This is a genomic window from Simiduia curdlanivorans, from assembly GCF_030409605.1.
Lineage (GTDB): Bacteria > Pseudomonadota > Gammaproteobacteria > Pseudomonadales > Cellvibrionaceae > Simiduia > Simiduia curdlanivorans.
The window spans coordinates 2,462,183-2,485,448 of the sequence record NZ_JAUFQG010000004.1 but is presented as its reverse complement, the minus strand read 5'-3'; the positions used below and the strand labels follow the sequence as shown (position 1 = coordinate 2,485,448).

Here is a 23,266-nt window from a genome sequence, read left to right as displayed (position 1 = left end):
CACCCCTTCGGGGCGCCTGCGCTATTGCTTCGGCGTCCTAAAACGGCTGAAAAGCGCCGTTTTAGTCGAACCCGCGGGGGTTCTCACCCAACCCCTGCTCCGCACAAATAAAAAAAGCCCCGCTCTCTCGAGTGGGGCTTTTTTTATTTGTAATGGCGGAGAGGGGGGGATTCGAACCCCCGATACCGGATTAGGGTATACGCCCTTAGCAGGGGCGCGCCTTCGGCCACTCGGCCACCTCTCCAACAAGGGCGGCATAATACCACATCTATTAATAAATCAAAGGCTTATGTGATTTTTTCTTGCGTTTTTAGCTGCTTAATTTTCATCCAGCAAAAACGCAAATGGCGACCCGAAAGTCGCCATTTGAGAAACATTACGCGAGCTGTTTACTCGTCGTTATCCTGCTTTTCTCGCTGGATACGCTGGTAGATTTCTTCGCGGTGCACGGCCACTTCTTTTGGCGCATTCACGCCAATTCTTACTTGGTTACCCTTTACGCCAAGTACTGTGACTGTTACTTCGTCGCCTACCATAAGCGTTTCACCTATGCGACGTGTCAATATCAACATCACGATTCTCCTTCAAAATCATCCTGTTGTACAACGGTACCACAGTGGTGGAGGCCGTTGTTGGTTATCGCTAACCTTCTTCCTTAAATGCCCGGAGTTACCCCAGCGAGTTACCGCTTAAGTAAAGCCTAGATTTGCAAAAAAGAAAACAACTCTACCAATGTCTGCCGAATAAGGGGGTAAGACGTTTACCGAGCCAGAACCCCCAAGCTCTATTTACCACTTATTTTGCTTGCTGTGGCTCTAGGTGCATATTAAAGGCTGCGTGCAATCCGCGCACGGCTAATTCCAAATATTTTTCATCGATTATCACAGAAATCTTAATTTCAGAGGTGGTAATCATCTGAATATTAATATTGTCTTCTGCTAGCGCCTTGAACATGGTTGCCGCCACGCCTGCGTGAGAGCGCATGCCAACGCCAACCAGCGAAACTTTCGCCACATTGCCGTCGCATAGAACCTCGCGCGCGCCAACGTCTTTAGCTACCTGCTCGAGCACGGCACGGGCTTTTTCCATATCGTTTTTATGGACCGTAAAGGTTAAATCTGTGGTATTGGCAGAAGAAATGTTCTGCACAATAACATCGACTTCAATATTGGCCTCACCAACAGGCGCCAAAATACGCGCGGCGACACCGGGTAAATCGGGCACGCCAGCTAATGTCACTTTGGCTTCGTCGCGGTTAAATGCAATACCGGAGACTATGGGTTGTTCCATGGTGTTAATGTCCTCGTCGAGGGTGATCAATGTGCCAGGGCCGTCTTGAAAGCTGTGCAATACACGTAGAGGTACGTTGTATTTACCGGCAAACTCCACTGAGCGAATTTGTAAAACTTTTGAACCGAGGCTCGCCATTTCAAGCATTTCTTCGAACGTAATGCGATCTAGGCGACGCGCACTGGAAACTACACGCGGGTCGGTGGTGTAAACACCGTCTACGTCAGTGTAAATCTGGCATTCATCGGCCTTCAAGGCTGCCGCCAAAGCGACACCGGTGGTATCAGAACCGCCGCGACCGAGGGTGGTAATGTTGCCCTTTTCATCCACGCCCTGGAAACCGGCGACCACAACAACGCGACCGGCTTTCAAATCTGCGCGAATATTCTCATCGTCAATCTGCTGAATGCGCGCCTTATTAAAGGAGTCATCGGTAATAATGCGCACTTGGCCGCCGGTGTAAGAGCGCGCATCGTAGCCGCGCTTTTTTAGCGCCATGCATAACAACGCGATGGTTACCTGCTCGCCGGTGGATACCAAGACATCCATTTCCCTTGGGTCTGGTGTGGCTTGAATATTTTTTGCCAAGTCGATTAAGCGATTGGTTTCGCCGCTCATGGCCGACACAACAATGACCATGTCGTGGCCTTGATCGCGAAATTTACCGACTTTTTCGGCTACTGCTTCTATACGCTCTACGGAACCCACGGAGGTGCCGCCGTATTTCTGTACCAACAGGCTCATGAAAAAGCCTTCCTCTGTCTATAAATGAAATGGTTAAGTTGCCCTACCTTCAGGGAGGCGCAACTTAAGCATAAAAAAACACCAAAGTTAAGAAAAAATCGCGCTAAAGCACCAAAAACAATAATTTATGGCGCTAATCAGCTTAACCTAGCTTTATTGATACCCAATCTGGCACCGAGGCCAGCATCGCGGGCAAGGCGGCCACGTCTGAACCACCACCTTGCGCCATATCGGGGCGGCCACCGCCCTTGCCACCTAAGGCGGCGCTGGCAAATTGCATTAACTCGCCCGCCTTCACCTTAGCCACCAAATCTTTCGTCACGCTGGCCACTAGAGCAACCTTTTCGCCTTCCACCGCTGCCACTAAGACCACCGCCGAGCCCAGTTTATTTCTCAGCTGGTCGGCCATATCGCGCAGTGATTTACTGTCGGCGCCATCGAGACTAACGGCCAACACTTTCACACCGGCCACTTCAACCGCCTGACTGACAAGATCGCCACTGGCCATAGATGCCAGTTTAGATTTCAGTGCCGCCAATTCCTTTTCCAAGGCCTTTTGCCCGAGCACCAATTGCTCAGCTTTTTCTTGCAGCTGATCCGGGCTTGTTTTTAGGGTATTGGATAGCTGCTGCAAGGCATCGGCCTGTTGCTCTACTTGCTCTAAGGCGGCCGCGCCGGTGACCGCTTCGATACGTCGAACACCCGAGGCAATACCGGCTTCGGAGATAATTCGGAACAAACCGATATCGCCGGTGCGCTGCACATGGGTGCCGCCGCACAGTTCCACTGAGAAGCCCGAGCCCATGGTTAAAACGCGAACAGAGTCACCGTACTTTTCGCCAAACAGCGCCATGGCGCCTTTGGTTTTGGCGGTTTCCATATCGCAAACTTCAGTTTCAACCGGCGAGTTCTGGCGAATTTCCGCATTTACCATTTGTTCAATAGCGCGTAAATCTTCGGCTTTAACGGGTTCTGGATTGGAAAAATCGAAACGCAAACGCTCGGCATTTACTAGCGAACCTTTTTGCGTAACATGCTCGCCCAACACTTTGCGCAAGGCGGCATGCAGTAAATGCGTGGCTGAGTGATTCAGCGCCGTTTGCTGACGCACACTTGCATCCACTTCGCCGGTCACGGTATCGCCAACGGCAATGGCGCCAGACAGTAATTGCCCAAGGTGTAAATGATGGGCGCCCTGCTTACTGCAATCTTGCACTTCAAACTTAACGTTATCGGCGAGCAAATAACCGGTATCGCCGGCTTGGCCACCCGACTCTGCGTAGAAAGCGGTTTGATCTAGCACCACAACGCCTTGATCGCCAGCGGCCAAAGCTTGAACGGATTTGCCGTCCTTCAGCAGGGCGCGCACTTTGCTCTTGGTTTGCAGCGTTTTATAGCCGTCAAATTCGGTTTGCCCCTCTAGTTTGAGGGTATCGCTGTAATCCACCTTAAAACTACCGGCGGCGCGAGCGCGTTTGCGCTGCTCATCCATGGCCTTGTCATAGCCATCCATATCGAGCTGTAAACCGCGCTCGCGCGCGATGTCTGCGGTGAGGTCTACCGGAAATCCGTAGGTGTCATATAAGGAGAAGACTGTCGCACCGTCGATGATTTTGCCCTTCACATCGGCCAATGCCGCTTCGAGTACGGTCAAACCTTTATCTAGGGTTTTGGCGAATTGCTCTTCCTCGGCCAAAATGACCTTCGTAATGTGTGCTTGCTGCTCGCGCAATTCTGGGTAGGCATCGCCCATCTCGTCAGCCAGTGCGGCGGCAAGTTTATGGAAGAAGGCCTGGGTTTGACCGAGCTTGTGCCCGTGGCGAATCGCTCGGCGCATAATACGACGCAGCACGTAACCACGGCCTTCGTTAGACGGTACGACACCGTCGATCACTAAGAATGCACAGGAGCGAATATGGTCGGCGATCACGCGCAGTGACTGATTAGTAATATCGCTGGTATGGGTTTCTTGCGCCGCGGCTTTGAGCAAGCTTTGAAATAAATCAATTTCATAATTTGAATGTACGTGTTGCATCACCGCAGAAATGCGCTCCAAACCCATACCGGTATCCACCGACGGTTTGGGCAAGGGGTTCATGGTGCCATCGGCACTGCGGTTAAACTGCATGAAAACGTTGTTCCAGATTTCAATGTATCTGTCACCGTCTTCCTCGGGGCTACCCGGTGGGCCACCGGCAACCTCTTCGCCATGGTCGTAAAAAATTTCTGAACAGGGGCCACAGGGGCCAGTGTCACCCATGGCCCAGAAGTTATCGGAATTGTATTTGCCGCCTTTGTTATCACCAATGCGAATAATCCGCTCGGTTGGCACGCCAACTTCCTTGGCCCAAATATCGTAGGCTTCGGTGTCATCGGCATAGACAGTAACCCAGAGTTTTTCCGCCGGAATCTGTAAACACTCCGAACTGGTGAGAAATTCCCAGGCGTAAAAAATAGCTTCGCGCTTAAAGTAATCGCCGAAACTAAAGTTACCCAGCATTTCAAAAAAGGTATGGTGCCGCGCTGTGTAACCAACGTTTTCTAAATCGTTGTGCTTACCACCGGCGCGCACACAGCGCTGCGAGCTGACCGCGCGGGTGTAAGGGCGCTTGTCGTCGCCTAAAAAAACATCTTTAAATTGCACCATGCCGGCATTGGTAAAGAGCAAGGTGGGGTCATTGCCCGGAATCAGCGAGCTTGAAGGCACAATGCTGTGCCCCTTCGATTCAAAAAAGCCTAAAAAGGCGGCGCGAATGTCGGCGCTTTTCATAATCCAGTTCCAATGTTGTTACGTGAGCGCGGTGCGCCAATTCAATTCGACGGCGGGACTAAAAACCTAAACCCGCCTCGGTGTAAGCCTTATTACCCAATATATGCAAATGCAAATGAAACACGGTTTGCCCGGCTTGCTCGCCATTATTAACGATCAACCGAAAGGCATCACCGCAGCCAGCCGCTCTGGCAATATCACCGGCTTTGATCATTAAATGCCCCAATAATTCGCGATCTTCTGGGGTCGCGTCTACTAGACGCGGGATAGGTTTGCGCGGAATAACCAACAAATGCACCGGCGCTTGGGGGTTAATATCCGCAATGCACACACATTGCTCGTCTTCGTAGACAAACTCGGTGGGAATATCACCGCGAATAATTTTACTGAAAATGGTTTCGCCACTCATGATTCACTCATCCTTAAACGAAGCGCAGGGTTAGTTAGCGCGATCGGCCTTTTCATCGTCGCTGAGCGCACGCGCTTCGGACTCCAGCATCACGGGAATACCATCGCGCACGGGGTAGGCTAAACCGCTCGCCCAACAGATAAGCTCTTGCTTTTCGGTGTTGTACTCTAAGGGCGCCTTGCTCACGGGGCACACAAGAATACTGAGCAATTTTTGATCAATCATATCCACTACCAAGGCCGGTGCAAAAGGGCCATATAGTACAACGCCCGAGGCAAGCTGTCTCGGGCGCAGGGGATTTTTTAAGGGTTTGGCGCGGCTTACTGCTTAGGCATAGGGCCGACAAGGGTTTGCGGGTCGACTCGGTGCTCGTACCAATTCATCCGCCAATCTAGGTGCGGCCCTGTTGCGCGGCCGGTGGCTCCCACTTTGGCAATGGCATCGCCCTGCTCTATCCGCTGGCCTTCTTGCACTAAGATTGCCGAGAGGTGAATAAAGGTAGAGGTTAGGCCGTGGCCGTGGTCGACAATCAAGGTGCCGCCGGAAAAATACATATCGTCGTAGGCCAAACGCACAATGCCACCCGCAGGAGCTGTGACCAGTGTACCTTTAGGGCGAGCCACATCTACGCCAAAATGGGGATTCTTCGGCGTGCCGTTATACACCCGCTGGCTGCCGTAAACGCCGGTAATTGGCCCAACTAACGGCCACACGAAAGCGCTAGTAAAATCCGTTAACGCGCTGTCAATATCCCGCGCTTGATAAGCTAGGCTCGATTCTTTGCGAATCCGCGCCAGATCTTGCTCGGGTGGATTGACGGTTTTTTCGGGCACACCTTCGACCCGCTGAATATTATAACTGCGAGCTTGCACACCAATATCGACAATAGATTTCTTGCCCTCGGCATCAACCAAGGTCAAGCGCTGATCTTTTTTGGTGTCTCGACCTATACCAAAGACAAATTGACCATCGGCGCTCAAGCGCAAAGCCCTGTCGCCAACAAATACTTGTGTATTGGCTGGTGCCTTGCCGCGCACGACTGAGCCTTGCTTGTAACTCGGCTGCAATGCCAAGTCTGCCGCCGTTAACGCAAAAACCGCTGGGGCTGGCAACAAGCACAAAGCGCCGCTTAGAAAAATGTTGAAGTTAGAGCGCCGCGCCAGTTTGGCGCGCGGCGAATCACCCTGCATATTTTTTAGCAGCTTAGCTATCCACATGTAGATTTCCACCAGCCAACAGATCGTCAATAATTTGCTGGTTAGTTAAGGTGCCGGCCGCAGTGAGGTCGAGCCCTTGCAAAATAATGACCTGACCGGTTTCAAAACTCGCGCCAGCATTGGCATCAACACTGATGTATGTATCGCCATCAACCACACTAAACTGCAAGTAATCAAGCAAATCGCCAGACTCTTCGCCGACCAATAAGTCCGACAGATCCAACACATCGCCTTCGCTGGCATTGAAATCGGTAACGGTATCGGTACCGGCATTACCGGCAACCCACATGAAACGATCACTGCCATTACCACCGGTTAGGGTGTCATCGCCGCGGCCGCCAAACAGAATGTCATCACCCTCACCACCGATAAGCGTATCTTGATCCTGGCCGCCGTAAAGTGTGTCATTACCCGTGCCGCCGTTGAGCAAATCATCACCGGCTTCGCCAACTAATAAATCATCGCCAGAGCCGCCGTACAATTTATCATTGCCGTCGCCGCCGTAAAGTCGGTCGTTGTCGGCACCGCCAAACAATTGGTCGTCACCGGCGCCACCTAATAGGATATCGGCACCGATACCGCCATCGAGCAAATCGTTACCGGCATCGCCAGCGAGGTGATCATCGCCGTCATTGCCGTAGAGTTCGTCGTTGTCGGCACCGCCGGACAGATAATCATTACCAAGGCCGCCACTGACAATATCTACCCCCGCGCCGCCTGAAATACTGTCGTGCCCTGCACCACCAGAAAGCACATCATCACCGGCATTGCCCGTTATGGCATCGTTGAGATTGCCACCAATAATATTATCGTTGCCGCTAGTGCCGGCAATAATGTTGTCCATGGTATACAAGGCTAACTGCGCAGTATCAGACTGACCATCCGAATCGGTTAAGGTGTAATCAATTAACACTGGCGGTGTAACAGTCGCGCTTGATACAGATGTACTGGGCGTAAAGTTAACTTGTTGAATACTGTAATCACCATTAGCAGCAGTCGCCACTTCAATTCGACTAACACCAGAAAGACCCGAAAATGATTGTGTAGCCACACCCGCCAATGCCACTGTAGCGATAATATTATTCGCCGCATCGTAAAAAATAGCGGAGCCGTCGCCACCATTCCAACCAAAGTTTAGGGTGATATCTTCGACGCCGTAAGGGTAAAGCGTATTGCTAAAGGTAAGAATAATATTCTCTCCCCCATCAGCACTGTCGCCGTAACGATCACCATCGCTGTCGACACCAATACCATTACCACCATTATAAGTAATGGCTGGATTACCGCTTGCCGTAGTCGTTACCACAACACCTTGATCTGCGCTGCCGTCGATAAAACTTTCCGTTACAGGTGTTGTATCAACGGATTGATTTGGCGAGTAGTTGTAATAGCCATTGCTGCGCATAACAAAGGTTGAACCATCGTTAGCATCGGCTACGGTAACCTGGTTCACTTGATTACCATCTAAATCAAAATCTACATCGTATTCCCAACTCAATCCGGCTCCGTTTGAACCACTAGGCAAAGACGGCTCGGGCATTACGGGATCATAGCTAATATTGTGCAACGTAAAGCCATTCCCGGACAGAGAAGAAATCTCTATACGTGCAACATTAGAAAATGCACTGAGATCGAGCAGGTCATTGGTGCCAAACTGGGTAAAGGGGCTTCCGCTCACCTGTGTACCATTAATGTCGTACAAACGAACTTGCGCTCGATCAGTATCTGCAAAATTAACTAACTCAAGCTGTAGTCCTTCGATACCGTAAGGTAAATCAGTTAAATCCCATGCAATGGTCATAACTTCACTAGTATCTATCTCATCGTTGGTATCACCTTGTATACCTACGCCTCTATCGTCTCCACCGGTATCAAAGCCCAAGCTAGCAGGGTCACCATTGCGAGTCGCCGAAATTGTAAAATTACTATTATTAATAATTGTTTGGGTAGTGGGCGTAATATTTTCGGACTGCCCTATAACCTGCTGAACATCAGCCAACTCAAGGGTGAACGCTTCACCTTTGTAAGAAAAGGTGGTGATTTTCGCATTATCAACAACCTTATCAACACCACCGCCCTGGATAGCAAACGGTGTAAAGCCTGCGCCCAATGCCGGCCCACCGTCTGTTCCGATGCCGGTTACGACGTTGCCCTCTAACTGCTCACCATGATCACCTGCATGCAAATCATCTCTCGCATCAGGCTTATCATCAACGATATAGAAGCGTGCGGTTGCAGAGGCACTGTCGTTGTCGCCGTCAATCACGGTGTAGTTAAACGAAAACTCCGAGCCGGCGGTGCCGTTTGGTGCGATAAACAAATAAGCGCCATCGGCAAAATCCATGGTGAAGGTGCCATATTGGAATCCGTCATTGGCATTCAACGTTACCTTAGTACCATCGATGTCCAATGGCACAGGAAGCGCTGGGCTCACAGTAAAGACCCCGCCATCATAACTAATGGTGTGCGCAACTGCCGGATCGCCTAGCAATATTTCAATAGACGCCACATGACCACCATCGGCCCCCATTGCAATACGGGTAATAGTGCCTTCTTGGGTAATATTGCCGCCAAAGGCCGTTGGTACAGTGCTTAGCAACTCGGACTGCAGAAGCGCTACATCTGACACGATAAGTGCGTCGTCGATAGTGCCATTGCCCTTGCCAAAAGCGTCAATATTATGGGCGTAATTTAAGTCAGTGAGGTTTGAAGGCAAACCATCGCCTATACCTACAGAGTAAGACTTAATACCGTGCTCGTTTACGTACTCGCGATAACCGATATTTACGGGGCTACCATCTCTTGTCACTGCACCATCGGACAAAAAGTAGGAAATATTTTGGACATTATCGGCAGGATTTTGCGAGGTTAAATCTGTCGTAAATTCACTGCGGATCATATTCAGCGCATCAACATAGCTAGTCGCATTTGACAAGTTTCCGCTACCTGTCAAATCATCTGAATAATTCGTTTGGCTAACATCTGTTACAGCCTCAATGGCAGCTTTGGCAGACTCAAAATCCGTAAAAGTACCTACGCGGTGCGCACCATTGGCAAACAACAACAAGGTCAAACTCACCTGAGTCGACTGATTAAAATATTCCTCAGCCAGACTTACCAAAGAATCTTTCGCCAGAGACAATCGGGTATCGCCACCAGAACCTACTGCTTCGTTCATACTGGTGGAGATATCTAAAGAAAACATGAGGTTGAAGATATTTTCTTCAGACTCTGGAATCGTTTGCGCCACATTCGACGCGATGGGAACATCGTCGACGATGGTGATGGTCAAATCATCGGATAAAGGTGTGACATTGACAAAGTTATAGGTGAACACCTCGCTCACGTCTGTGCCAGTACTATTGCTGGTTGAAAGCTGATAAGTGTAATCACCGGTATTGGCGTCAACAGTTAATACACCCAAGGGCGTAGTAACCGTAATAACGCCTCCGGCTGGTGAATAGGTTGTGCCATTAAACTGAATACTGGTTAAGGTACCGCCGCCGGAGCCGTCGTTATCGAAGAGGTTACCACTCGCCTGCGCTGACTGACCCTCAACACCCGAACCAGTGGCTAAGCCGCTTTCGTAAACCGTATTAAAGTCTGGCTGAGTGGCACCGACATTTAACGAAGTGGTGCCAATCGTGGTTAACTCACCATCAAATACCGAATAGGTGAAGGTGTCGGAGGCCTCCACACCGCTGGCATCGAATACCAACGAGGTGAGTTGCGCGAGTGTTAACACCTGCCCTACTGTCACTTGAGTAAGACCGTCGGCCATCATAACAATACCGGTGGTTACATCGGGCAAGGTCAATACCGTGATAATCAGCTGGGAATCATCTGAATCAACATCGGTTGGCGCTTGAATATTGAGCGGTGTACTGAGCGTCCCTTCAATAACAAACTTACTGTTATCGAACACTTCCGGCGCATCGTTAACTGGTGTGACTTGCAGCTGGAAACTTTCGCTATCGTAAATATTGGCAAAGTTTTGATCGTAAGCGGTTAAAGAAACTTCCCGCAGTGAAACAGACGGGTTCTCAGAACTATTTTGGTAAGTCAACGTATCTAATACGGTGATGTATTCACCAATATCGGCACCACCAGATAAGGTTAGCTGCCAAGTTGAACCCGTTTGGCTAACCACTGCCGTTACATTGGTACCCGCTGTTAAGTAATCAATTACATCTTGTGAATTAATAAAGCCATTGATCGTTACGACTACAGACGACAAATTATTGCTATCGGCATCGGTGATAGTAACGCCGTCAAATAAAGCGGTACCGATAGCATTCTCAACGTAGGTGACGTCGGCTAGCGCAGCAATGGTTGGTGGCAGAATCGTGACATCGCTCACCTCCACGGTCACCGTCGCTGTATCAATTTCGCCGTCGTCATCAATTAGGGTGTAAGTAAACGTATCGGTGCCAACAAAGCCACTCGCGGGCGTATAGGTAAAGGTACCGTCACCGTTATAGCTAACCGTAGCGCCGAAACTTGAAAGGCTATCAAAGGTGGAGACAACGGCACCATCAACCAAGGTATCGTTTGCTAGCACATTGCCTGTTACGAGCACTTCGTCTTGACCGGTCAGGTAAAGATCGTCTTCGGCCACGGGCGCACCGTTATTGGCACCAATGGTGCCAACCGCTTGCACACCATTTGTAATCAAATGGGAGCCAGGTGCGTAATTTACGGTTTGATTGAAGCCTGTAACATTGAGATAGAAATTCTCATCGCCTTCATAAACATTGCTATCGCTGTTAATAGTGATAGAGATTGTCGCGCTAGTTTGACCGGCCAAAATAGTGCCGGTTAATGGGCCAATCTGCTGGTAGTCTGCCCCACCCTGCGCGCTGCCATTCACAGTTTGATAGGTAAAGGTCAAGTTAGACGCGGGTGGCGTATCAATGTTTATAGTAAAAGTGAGTGTTGTGGTACCAGATTGAGGTTCTTGCACCGACATATCGGAAATCGACACCGTCGGCACTAACACCATATTGATAGTTGTATGAGCAACATTGCTCCAATCGGTGCCATCGCTGACTGACACCGCAATATCCTTTGCTGCACCAGATGCAGAGCCATCGTTAGTAAATTGAACCGCGCGGATTGCGCTCTGGTATTCCGACAAGGACGCACTGCCAGTCAAGGTTAGCAAGCCCGTGGTCGGGTTATAGGCACTAGCCACAATGCCGCTGGGTAAATTACCTACTGTGAGGAAATCACCGGCTTCAACATTAGTAATCTGAACCCTAGCACTTGTAATCAGCGCACTATCGACATCGGAAATTTGCACATCAACGTCGGCAATTCGAACCGGCGCACCACCTTCAGTGAAGGAGGTTTGATAATTAAAGCCTGATACGCCGCTAGAATTGTTGCCATCCAGATCAAGTAAAGGTGCATCGTTCACCAAGGTGGTGCTCACGGTGTTGCTCACCGTCACGCCGTCGTTGGTGGTTAAGCTGACGTTGGGCAGGCTGTTGCCCGCATCCAAATAGGCTTCACCGGCGGCGGTTAGGCGCACTTCGTTGCCGACGATTTCGTAGTAGTTGTTGTCGTTGCTGCCCGCGGTGAAGTCCACCGTGGCGTTGCCTTCTTCGTCGCTCAGGCTGATCACGCCCATGACCGCACCGGCGGCGGTGCTGTCTTCGGTGGCGCTGCCATCGGTCAGGCTCAGGCTCGAGGTGTCGTTCACCAAGGTGGTGCTCACGGTGTTGCTCACCGTCACGCCGTCGTTGGTGGTTAAGCTGACGTTGGGCAGGCTGTTGCCCGCATCCAGGTAGGCTTCACCGGCGGCGGTTAGGCGCACTTCGTTGCCGACGATTTCGTAGTAGTTGTTGTCGTTGCTGCCCGCGGTGAAGTCCACCGTGGCATTGCCTTCTTCGTCGCTCAGGCTGATCACGCCCATGACCGCACCGGCGGCGGTGCTGTCTTCGGTGGCGCTGCCATCGGTCAGGCTCAGGCTCGAGGTGTCGTTCACCAAGGTGGTGCTCACGGTGTTGCTCACCGTCACGCCGTCGTTGGTGGTTAAGCTGACGTTGGGCAGGCTGTTGCCCGCATCCAAATAGGCTTCACCGGCGGCGGTTAGGCGCACTTCGTTGCCGACGATTTCGTAATAGTTGTTGTCGTTGCTGCCCGCGGTGAAGTCCACCGTGGCATTGCCTTCTTCGTCGCTCAGGCTGATCACGCCCATGACCGCACCGGCGGCGGTGCTGTCTTCGGTGGCGCTGCCATCGGTCAGGCTCAGGCTCGAGGTGTCGTTCACCAAGGTGGTGCTCACGGTGTTGCTCACCGTCACGCCGTCGTTGGTGGTTAAGCTGACGTTGGGCAGGCTGTTGCCCGCATCCAGGTAGGCTTCACCGGCGGCGGTTAGGCGCACTTCGTTGCCGACGATTTCGTAATAGTTGTTGTCGTTGCTGCCCGCGGTGAAGTCCACCGTGGCATTGCCTTCTTCGTCGCTCAGGCTGATCACGCCCATGACCGCACCGGCGGCGGTGCTGTCTTCGGTGGCGCTGCCGTCGGTCAGGCTCAGGCTCGAGGTGTCGTTCACCAAGGTGGTGCTCACGGTGTTGCTCACCGTCACGCCGTCGTTGGTGGTTAAGCTGACGTTGGGCAGGCTGTTGCCCGCATCCAGGTAGGCTTCACCGGCGGCGGTTAGGCGCACTTCGTTGCCGACGATTTCGTAATAGTTGTTGTCGTTGCTGCCCGCGGTGAAGTCCACCGTGGCATTGCCTTCTTCGTCGCTCAGGCTGATCACGCCCATGACCGCACCGGCGGCGGTGCTGTCTTCGGTGGCGCTGCCATCGGTCAGGCTCAGGCTCGAGGTGTCGTTCACCAAGGTGGTGCTCACGGTGTTGCTCACCGTCACGCCGTCGTTGGTGGTTAAGCTGACGTTGGGCAGGCTGTTGCCCGCATCCAGGTAGGCTTCACCGGCGGCGGTTAGGCGCACTTCGTTGCCGACGATTTCGTAATAGTTGTTGTCGTTGCTGCCCGCGGTGAAGTCCACCGTGGCATTGCCTTCTTCGTCGCTCAGGCTGATCACGCCCATGACCGCACCGGCGGCGGTGCTGTCTTCGGTGGCGCTGCCGTCGGTCAGGCTCAGGCTCGAGGTGTCGTTCACCAAGGTGGTGCTCACGGTGTTGCTCACCGTCACGCCGTCGTTGGTGGTTAAGCTGACGTTGGGCAGGCTGTTGCCCGCATCCAGGTAGGCTTCACCGGCGGCGGTTAGGCGCACTTCGTTGCCGACGATTTCGTAATAGTTGTTGTCGTTGCTGCCCGCGGTGAAGTCCACCGTGGCATTGCCTTCTTCGTCGCTCAGGCTGATCACGCCCATGACCGCACCGGCGGCGGTGCTGTCTTCGGTGGCGCTGCCATCGGTCAGGCTCAGGCTCGAGGTGTCGTTCACCAAGGTGGTGCTCACGGTGTTGCTCACCGTCACGCCGTCGTTGGTGGTTAAGCTGACGTTGGGCAGGCTGTTGCCCGCATCCAAATAGGCTTCACCGGCGGCGGTTAGGCGCACTTCGTTGCCGACGATTTCGTAATAGTTGTTGTCGTTGCTGCCCGCGGTGAAGTCCACCGTGGCATTGCCTTCTTCGTCGCTCAGGCTGATCACGCCCATGACCGCACCGGCGGCGGTGCTGTCTTCGGTGGCGCTGCCATCGGTCAGGCTCAGGCTCGAGGTGTCGTTCACCAAGGTGGTGCTCACGGTGTTGCTCACCGTCACGCCGTCGTTGGTGGTTAAGCTGACGTTGGGCAGGCTGTTGCCCGCATCCAGGTAGGCTTCACCGGCGGCGGTTAGGCGCACTTCGTTGCCGACGATTTCGTAATAGTTGTTGTCGTTGCTGCCCGCGGTGAAGTCCACCGTGGCATTGCCTTCTTCGTCGCTCAGGCTGATCACGCCCATGACCGCACCGGCGGCGGTGCTGTCTTCGGTGGCGCTGCCGTCGGTCAGGCTCAGGCTCGAGGTGTCGTTCACCAAGGTGGTGCTCACGGTGTTGCTCACCGTCACGCCGTCGTTGGTGGTTAAGCTGACGTTGGGCAGGCTGTTGCCCGCATCCAGGTAGGCTTCACCGGCGGCGGTTAGGCGCACTTCGTTGCCGACGATTTCGTAATAGTTGTTGTCGTTGCTGCCCGCGGTGAAGTCCACCGTGGCATTGCCTTCTTCGTCGCTCAGGCTGATCACGCCCATGACCGCACCGGCGGCGGTGCTGTCTTCGGTGGCGCTGCCATCGGTCAGGCTCAGGCTCGAGGTGTCGTTCACCAAGGTGGTGCTCACGGTGTTGCTCACCGTCACGCCGTCGTTGGTGGTTAAGCTGACGTTGGGCAGGCTGTTGCCCGCATCCAGGTAGGCTTCACCGGCGGCGGTTAGGCGCACTTCGTTGCCGACGATTTCGTAATAGTTGTTGTCGTTGCTGCCCGCGGTGAAGTCCACCGTGGCATTGCCTTCTTCGTCGCTCAGGCTGATCACGCCCATGACCGCACCGGCGGCGGTGCTGTCTTCGGTGGCGCTGCCATCGGTCAGGCTCAGGCTCGAGGTGTCGTTCACCAAGGTGGTGCTCACGGTGTTGCTCACCGTCACGCCGTCGTTGGTGGTTAAGCTGACGTTGGGCAGGCTGTTGCCCGCATCCAGGTAGGCTTCACCGGCGGCGGTTAGGCGCACTTCGTTGCCGACGATTTCGTAATAGTTGTTGTCGTTGCTGCCCGCGGTGAAGTCCACCGTGGCATTGCCTTCTTCGTCGCTCAGGCTGATCACGCCCATGACCGCACCGGCGGCGGTGCTGTCTTCGGTGGCGCTGCCATCGGTCAGGCTCAGGCTCGAGGTGTCGTTCACCAAGGTGGTGCTCACGGTGTTGCTCACCGTCACGCCGTCGTTGGTGGTTAAGCTGACGTTGGGCAGGCTGTTGCCCGCATCCAGGTAGGCTTCACCGGCGGCGGTTAGGCGCACTTCGTTGCCGACGATTTCGTAATAGTTGTTGTCGTTGCTGCCCGCGGTGAAGTCCACCGTGGCATTGCCTTCTTCGTCGCTCAGGCTGATCACGCCCATGACCGCACCGGCGGCGGTGCTGTCTTCGGTGGCGCTGCCGTCGGTCAGGCTCAGGCTCGAGGTGTCGTTCACCAAGGTGGTGCTCACGGTGTTGCTCACCGTCACGCCGTCGTTGGTGGTTAAGCTGACGTTGGGCAGGCTGTTGCCCGCATCCAGGTAGGCTTCACCGGCGGCGGTTAGGCGCACTTCGTTGCCGACGATTTCGTAATAGTTGTTGTCGTTGCTGCCCGCGGTGAAGTCCACCGTGGCATTGCCTTCTTCGTCGCTCAGGCTGATCACGCCCATGACCGCACCGGCGGCGGTGCTGTCTTCGGTGGCGCTGCCATCGGTCAGGCTCAGGCTCGAGGTGTCGTTCACCAAGGTGGTGCTCACGGTGTTGCTCACCGTCACGCCGTCGTTGGTGGTTAAGCTGACGTTGGGCAGGCTGTTGCCCGCATCCAAATAGGCTTCACCGGCGGCGGTTAGGCGCACTTCGTTGCCGACGATTTCGTAATAGTTGTTGTCGTTGCTGCCCGCGGTGAAGTCCACCGTGGCATTGCCTTCTTCGTCGCTCAGGCTGATCACGCCCATGACCGCACCGGCGGCGGTGCTGTCTTCGGTGGCGCTGCCATCGGTCAGGCTCAGGCTCGAGGTGTCGTTCACCAAGGTGGTGCTCACGGTGTTGCTCACCGTCACGCCGTCGTTGGTGGTTAAGCTGACGTTGGGCAGGCTGTTGCCCGCATCCAGGTAGGCTTCACCGGCGGCGGTTAGGCGCACTTCGTTGCCGACGATTTCGTAATAGTTGTTGTCGTTGCTGCCCGCGGTGAAGTCCACCGTGGCATTGCCTTCTTCGTCGCTCAGGCTGATCACGCCCATGACCGCACCGGCGGCGGTGCTGTCTTCGGTGGCGCTGCCATCGGTCAGGCTCAGGCTCGAGGTGTCGTTCACCAAGGTGGTGCTCACGGTGTTGCTCACCGTCACGCCGTCGTTGGTGGTTAAGCTGACGTTGGGCAGGCTGTTGCCCGCATCCAGGTAGGCTTCACCGGCGGCGGTTAGGCGCACTTCGTTGCCGACGATTTCGTAATAGTTGTTGTCGTTGCTGCCCGCGGTGAAGTCCACCGTGGCATTGCCTTCTTCGTCGCTCAGGCTGATCACGCCCATGACCGCACCGGCGGCGGTGCTGTCTTCGGTGGCGCTGCCATCGGTCAGGCTCAGGCTCGAGGTGTCGTTCACCAAGGTGGTGCTCACGGTGTTGCTCACCGTCACGCCGTCGTTGGTGGTTAAGCTGACGTTGGGCAGGCTGTTGCCCGCATCCAGGTAGGCTTCACCGGCGGCGGTTAGGCGCACTTCGTTGCCGACGATTTCGTAATAGTTGTTGTCGTTGCTGCCCGCGGTGAAGTCCACCGTGGCATTGCCTTCTTCGTCGCTCAGGCTGATCACGCCCATGACCGCACCGGCGGCGGTGCTGTCTTCGGTGGCGCTGCCGTCGGTCAGGCTCAGGCTCGAGGTGTCGTTCACCAAGGTGGTGCTCACGGTGTTGCTCACCGTCACGCCGTCGTTGGTGGTTAAGCTGACGTTGGGCAGGCTGTTGCCCGCATCCAGGTAGGCTTCACCGGCGGCGGTTAGGCGCACTTCGTTGCCGACGATTTCGTAATAGTTGTTGTCGTTGCTGCCCGCGGTGAAGTCCACCGTGGCATTGCCTTCTTCGTCGCTCAGGCTGATCACGCCCATGACCGCACCGGCGGCGGTGCTGTCTTCGGTGGCGCTGCCATCGGTCAGGCTCAGGCTCGAGGTGTCGTTCACCAAGGTGGTGCTCACGGTGTTGCTCACCGTCACGCCGTCGTTGGTGGTTAAGCTGACGTTGGGCAGGCTGTTGCCCGCATCCAGGTAGGCTTCACCGGCGGCGGTTAGGCGCACTTCGTTGCCGACGATTTCGTAATAGTTGTTGTCGTTGCTGCCCGCGGTGAAGTCCACCGTGGCATTGCCTTCTTCGTCGCTCAGGCTGATCACGCCCATGACCGCACCGGCGGCGGTGCTGTCTTCGGTGGCGCTGCCATCGGTCAGGCTCAGGCTCGAGGTGTCGTTCACCAAGGTGGTGCTCACGGTGTTGCTCACCGTCACGCCGTCGTTGGTGGTTAAGCTGACGTTGGGCAGGCTGTTGCCCGCATCCAGGTAGGCTTCACCGGCGGCGGTTAGGCGCACTTCGTTGCCGACGATTTCGTAGTAGTTGTTGTCGTTGCTGCCCGCGGTGAAGTCCACCGTGGCATTGCCTTCTTCGTCGCTCAGGCTGATCACGCCCATGACCGCACCGGCGGCGGTGCTGTCTTCGGTGGCGCTGCCATCGGTCAGGCTCAGGCTCGAGGTGTCGTTCACCAAGGTGGTGCTCACGGTGTTGCTCACCGTCACGCCGTCGTTGGTGGTTAAGCTGACGTTGGGCAGGCTGTTGCCCGCATCCAGGTAGGCTTCACCGGCGGCGGTTAGGCGCACTTCGTTGCCGACGATTTCGTAGTAGTTGTTGTCGTTGCTGCCCGCGGTGAAGTCCACCGTGGCATTGCCTTCTTCGTCGCTCAGGCTGATCACGCCCATGACCGCACCGGCGGCGGTGCTGTCTTCGGTGGCGCTGCCATCGGTCAGGCTCAGGCTCGAGGTGTCGTTCACCAAGGTGGTGCTCACGGTGTTGCTCACCGTCACGCCGTCGTTGGTGGTTAAGCTGACGTTGGGCAGGCTGTTGCCCGCATCCAGGTAGGCTTCACCGGCGGCGGTTAGGCGCACTTCGTTGCCGACGATTTCGTAATAGTTGTTGTCGTTGCTGCCCGCGGTGAAGTCCACCGTGGCGTTGCCTTCTTCGTCGCTCAGGCTGATCACGCCCATGACCGCACCGGCGGCGGTGCTGTCTTCGGTGGCGCTGCCATCGGTCAGGCTCAGGCTCGAGGTGTCGTTCACCAAGGTGGTGCTCACGGTGTTGCTCACCGTCACGCCGTCGTTGGTGGTTAAGCTGACGTTGGGCAGGCTGTTGCCCGCATCCAGGTAGGCTTCACCGGCGGCGGTTAGGCGCACTTCGTTGCCGACGATTTCGTAATAGTTGTTGTCGTTGCTGCCCGCGGTGAAGTCCACCGTGGCATTGCCTTCTTCGTCGCTCAGGCTGATCACGCCCATGACCGCACCGGCGGCGGTGCTGTCTTCGGTGGCGCTGCCATCGGTCAGGCTCAGGCTCGAGGTGTCGTTCACCAAGGTGGTGCTCACGGTGTTGCTCACCGTCACGCCGTCGTTGGTGGTTAAGCTGACGTTGGGCAGGCTGTTGCCCGCATCCAGGTAGGCTTCACCGGCGGCGGTTAGGCGCACTTCGTTGCCGACGATTTCGTAATAGTTGTTGTCGTTGCTGCCCGCGGTGAAGTCCACCGTGGCATTGCCTTCTTCGTCGCTCAGGCTGATCACGCCCATGACCGCACCGGCGGCGGTGCTGTCTTCGGTGGCGCTGCCGTCGGTCAGGCTCAGGCTCGAGGTGTCGTTCACCAAGGTGGTGCTCACGGTGTTGCTCACCGTCACGCCGTCGTTGGTGGTTAAGCTGACGTTGGGCAGGCTGTTGCCCGCATCCAGGTAGGCTTCACCGGCGGCGGTTAGGCGCACTTCGTTGCCGACGATTTCGTAGTAGTTGTTGTCGTTGCTGCCCGCGGTGAAGTCCACCGTGGCATTGCCTTCTTCGTCGCTCAGGCTGATCACGCCCATGACCGCACCGGCGGCGGTGCTGTCTTCGGTGGCGCTGCCATCGGTCAGGCTCAGGCTCGAGGTGTCGTTCACCAAGGTGGTGCTCACGGTGTTGCTCACCGTCACGCCGTCGTTGGTGGTTAAGCTGACGTTGGGCAGGCTGTTGCCCGCATCCAGGTAGGCTTCACCGGCGGCGGTTAGGCGCACTTCGTTGCCGACGATTTCGTAATAGTTGTTGTCGTTGCTGCCCGCGGTGAAGTCCACCGTGGCATTGCCTTCTTCGTCGCTCAGGCTGATCACGCCCATGACCGCACCGGCGGCGGTGCTGTCTTCGGTGGCGCTGCCATCGGTCAGGCTCAGGCTCGAGGTGTCGTTCACCAAGGTGGTGCTCACGGTGTTGCTCACCGTCACGCCGTCGTTGGTGGTTAAGCTGACGTTGGGCAGGCTGTTGCCCGCATCCAGGTAGGCTTCACCGGCGGCGGTTAGGCGCACTTCGTTGCCGACGATTTCGTAATAGTTGTTGTCGTTGCTGCCCGCGGTGAAGTCCACCGTGGCGTTGCCTTCTTCGTCGCTCAGGCTGATCACGCCCATGACCGCACCGGCGGCGGTGCTGTCTTCGGTGGCGCTGCCGTCGGTCAGGCTCAGGCTCGAGGTGTCGTTCACCAAGGTGGTGCTCACGGTGTTGCTCACCGTCACGCCGTCGTTGGTGGTTAAGCTGACGTTGGGCAGGCTGTTGCCCGCATCCAGGTAGGCTTCACCGGCGGCGGTTAGGCGCACTTCGTTGCCGACGATTTCGTAATAGTTGTTGTCGTTGCTGCCCGCGGTGAAGTCCACCGTGGCATTGCCTTCTTCGTCGCTCAGGCTGATCACGCCCATGACCGCACCGGCGGCGGTGCTGTCTTCGGTGGCGCTGCCGTCGGTCAGGCTCAGGCTCGAGGTGTCGTTCACCAAGGTGGTGCTCACGGTGTTGCTCACCGTCACGCCGTCGTTGGTGGTTAAGCTGACGTTGGGCAGGCTGTTGCCCGCATCCAGGTAGGCTTCACCGGCGGCGGTTAGGCGCACTTCGTTGCCGACGATTTCGTAATAGTTGTTGTCGTTGCTGCCCGCGGTGAAGTCCACCGTGGCATTGCCTTCTTCGTCGCTCAGGCTGATCACGCCCATGACCGCACCGGCGGCGGTGCTGTCTTCGGTGGCGCTGCCATCGGTCAGGCTCAGGCTCGAGGTGTCGTTCACCAAGGTGGTGCTCACGGTGTTGCTCACCGTCACGCCGTCGTTGGTGGTTAAGCTGACGTTGGGCAGGCTGTTGCCCGCATCCAGGTAGGCTTCACCGGCGGCGGTTAGGCGCACTTCGTTGCCGACGATTTCGTAATAGTTGTTGTCGTTGCTGCCCGCGGTGAAGTCCACCGTGGCATTGCCTTCTTCGTCGCTCAGGCTGATCACGCCCATGACCGCACCGGCGGCGGTGCTGTCTTCGGTGGCGCTGCCGTCGGTCAGGCTCAGGCTCGAGGTGTCGTTCACCAAGGTGGTGCTCACGGTGTTGCTCACCGTCACGCCGTCGTTGGTGGTTAAGCTGACGTTGGGCAGGCTGTTGCCCGCATCCAGGTAGGCTTCACCGGCGGCGGTTAGGCGCACTTCGTTGCCGACGATTTCGTAATAGTTGTTGTCGTTGCTGCCCGCGGTGAAGTCCACCGTGGCATTGCCTTCTTCGTCGCTCAGGCTGATCACGCCCATGACCGCACCGGCGGCGGTGCTGTCTTCGGTGGCGCTGCCATCGGTCAGGCTCAGGCTCGAGGTGTCGTTCACCAAGGTGGTGCTCACGGTGTTGCTCACCGTCACGCCGTCGTTGGTGGTTAAGCTGACGTTGGGCAGGCTGTTGCCCGCATCCAGGTAGGCTTCACCGGCGGCGGTTAGGCGCACTTCGTTGCCGACGATTTCGTAATAGTTGTTGTCGTTGCTGCCCGCGGTGAAGTCCACCGTGGCATTGCCTTCTTCGTCGCTCAGGCTGATCACGCCCATGACCGCACCGGCGGCGGTGCTGTCTTCGGTGGCGCTGCCGTCGGTCAGGCTCAGGCTCGAGGTGTCGTTCACCAAGGTGGTGCTCACGGTGTTGCTCACCGTCACGCCGTCGTTGGTGGTTAAGCTGACGTTGGGCAGGCTGTTGCCCGCATCCAGGTAGGCTTCACCGGCGGCGGTTAGGCGCACTTCGTTGCCGACGATTTCGTAGTAGTTGTTGTCGTTGCTGCCCGCGGTGAAGTCCACCGTGGCGTTGCCTTCTTCGTCGCTCAGGCTGATCACGCCCATGACCGCACCGGCGGCGGTGCTGTCTTCGGTGGCGCTGCCATCGGTCAGGCTCAGGCTCGAGGTGTCGTTCACCTGATTGATAGCGACAGTAGCAAATGCCTCAGCCGAACTGCTCACGCCATCGCTTGCTGTCACGCCAATACTTTGATCGCCTAACCCCAAATTATCGATCGCATGTTGACCGGCTAAGGTGAGGGTTACGACGCCCGTTGACGTATCTATCGCGAAATAATCATTCTCATTTCCACTCGTAATACTGAAGGAGATATTATCCCCATCCAGATCATTCGCCACGAAAGTTGCAACAATGTCGCCAGCAACAGCTTCATTTTCAACTTGCGTGCTACCCGTCGCCGACTCAATTGTCGGCGCATCGTTAACATTGGCAACCGGCGCCGTGGCGGCGGAGGTCAGCGTAGAGGTTTCGCCTAAGGCGTCTGTATAAACAGCCCGTACGGTGATAACTGTGCCAACCTGGGCATCGCCCAATTGATAGGTTGATAGCGTCGCGCCATCGATTGCTACGCCATTAGAGAACCACTGGTAGCTCACCGCAGGGCTAAGGCCATCTGGATCGGTGAGCACCGCTGTCAACACTTGATCTTCTTGCACCGAACCCGTGATAACGAGGCTACCTGGCTGGTTTAGCGGCTCGGCCTGATAACTCAGTTGGTTGGTCACGAGCAGGCTATTGCCAGCAGCATCGGTGGCGGTAAAACTGGCAAGAATTGAGAGATCGCTATCGGCTTGTAAATCCGTGCCGGCAATATCGACACTAAAGCTGCCATCCGCGGCGACAGCTGCAAGGTAGTCGACACCGTTAACAGTAAGGGTAACCGAGTCTCCAGCGCTGAAATCACCAGACACGGCACCGGTAATGGGAATACTGCCGGTAGCCTCGGCCAAGGTTAAGAAATTATCAGCCGTTACCGGCGATGAAAAGCCGATGGCGCCGTTAATTTCTGAATCGATACTAAAATCTCTGCTGGCACTCGCCGTACCGGCCGTCACACTCACCGTGTACTGGCCATCAGCGGCAGCCAACAAGTCGGCACTTGGTACCGTCGCCGACCAAACACCGTCGACCACCGTTGCCGTGTACACAGCACCGTTAAAAATCACATTGATAGAGCCGTTCGGCACATTCTCCGCCTGCCCTGTGATCACCAGTGGCTGGGCTTGCTCTTGGGCATTCAAGACATCGTCGATAGCCAGCGCATCAATCGAAAGGATGGGTGTTGGCGCTGGGGCAAACAAACCATCGCTGTCGCGGCCACCGATCTCGTCGAAGCGCCGATTGCCGTCAGCACCCGTGCTCGTTTCGAAACCACTTTCGGGGGTTACCCGCTCCGCCGTTAAATCGATTCGAACACCAGAGGTGCCGGCGCTAGCGTTGCCGCTGCCAGTCTCACCGGCTGCCGCCGCGGGTAAAACGTCGTCTAGCGAGCGCCCTTCGGCAATGGCTTGTTCAATGGCGTCGAAATTCACCGCCTCCTGAAAGCCGCCGTCAACCTCTTTGCTATCGAGCTGGGCGAGAAACGCCTTGTCAAAACGCAGCTTTTCCGACTGCCCAAGTGTCACCACCGCATCGCGCCCGATAGCCAACACCAACACAGCTTGTGCATCTGTATTTAGTAAGTCGTTAAGCCGGATTTGATCATTGGCAGTCAACGGCGTCTTATTGCCATTGGCATCGGTAACCCAAGCCTGCCCCTGTACGGCAAGGACTTGTGCGGACGTTACGTTTGCTGCGAAAGAATTAGCCATGCTTACCTCGAAATACTAAATCAAAGGGGCCT

7 protein-coding genes and 1 tRNA gene are annotated in these 23,266 nt (G+C 55.7%); all 8 read right to left on the bottom strand.

Annotated features, from left to right (window positions below):
- Nucleotides 1-153 precede the first annotated feature (153 nt).
- Nucleotides 154-244, bottom strand: a tRNA-Ser gene (locus tag QWY82_RS10900).
- Nucleotides 245-389: 145 nt separating this feature from the next.
- Nucleotides 390-572: a carbon storage regulator CsrA gene (gene csrA / locus QWY82_RS10895; protein WP_253360927.1), complete on the bottom strand. Its 183-nt coding sequence runs from the start codon at nt 570-572 to the stop codon at nt 390-392.
- 223 nt (nt 573-795) lie between these two features.
- A complete protein-coding gene (locus QWY82_RS10890; protein WP_290262205.1) occupies nt 796-2,034 on the bottom strand; it encodes an aspartate kinase in 1,239 nt (412 codons plus the stop codon).
- Between the two features lie 142 nt (nt 2,035-2,176).
- Nucleotides 2,177-4,804 carry an alanine--tRNA ligase gene (alaS, locus tag QWY82_RS10885; protein WP_290262203.1) on the bottom strand — a complete coding sequence of 876 codons (2,628 nt, stop codon included), beginning with the start codon at nt 4,802-4,804 and terminating at the stop codon, nt 2,177-2,179.
- Between the two features lie 58 nt (nt 4,805-4,862).
- Nucleotides 4,863-5,213, bottom strand: a complete 351-nt coding sequence (locus QWY82_RS10880; RefSeq protein WP_290262201.1) for a histidine triad nucleotide-binding protein — start codon at nt 5,211-5,213, stop codon at nt 4,863-4,865.
- A 30-nt stretch (nt 5,214-5,243) separates the two neighbouring features.
- Nucleotides 5,244-5,438, bottom strand: a complete 195-nt coding sequence (locus QWY82_RS10875; RefSeq protein ID WP_290262199.1) for a Trm112 family protein — start codon at nt 5,436-5,438, stop codon at nt 5,244-5,246.
- Between the two features lie 95 nt (nt 5,439-5,533).
- The gene (locus tag QWY82_RS10870; RefSeq protein WP_290262197.1) at nt 5,534-6,430 is read right to left on the bottom strand and encodes a M23 family metallopeptidase; all 897 of its coding nucleotides are present in this window, start codon (nt 6,428-6,430) and stop codon (nt 5,534-5,536) included.
- Nucleotides 6,417-23,234, bottom strand: coding sequence for an Ig-like domain-containing protein (locus QWY82_RS10865; RefSeq protein ID WP_290262194.1), 16,818 nt, complete (start codon nt 23,232-23,234; stop codon nt 6,417-6,419). The genes QWY82_RS10870 and QWY82_RS10865 overlap by 14 nt, the downstream gene beginning before the upstream one ends.
- Between the last annotated feature and the right edge of the window lie 32 nt (nt 23,235-23,266).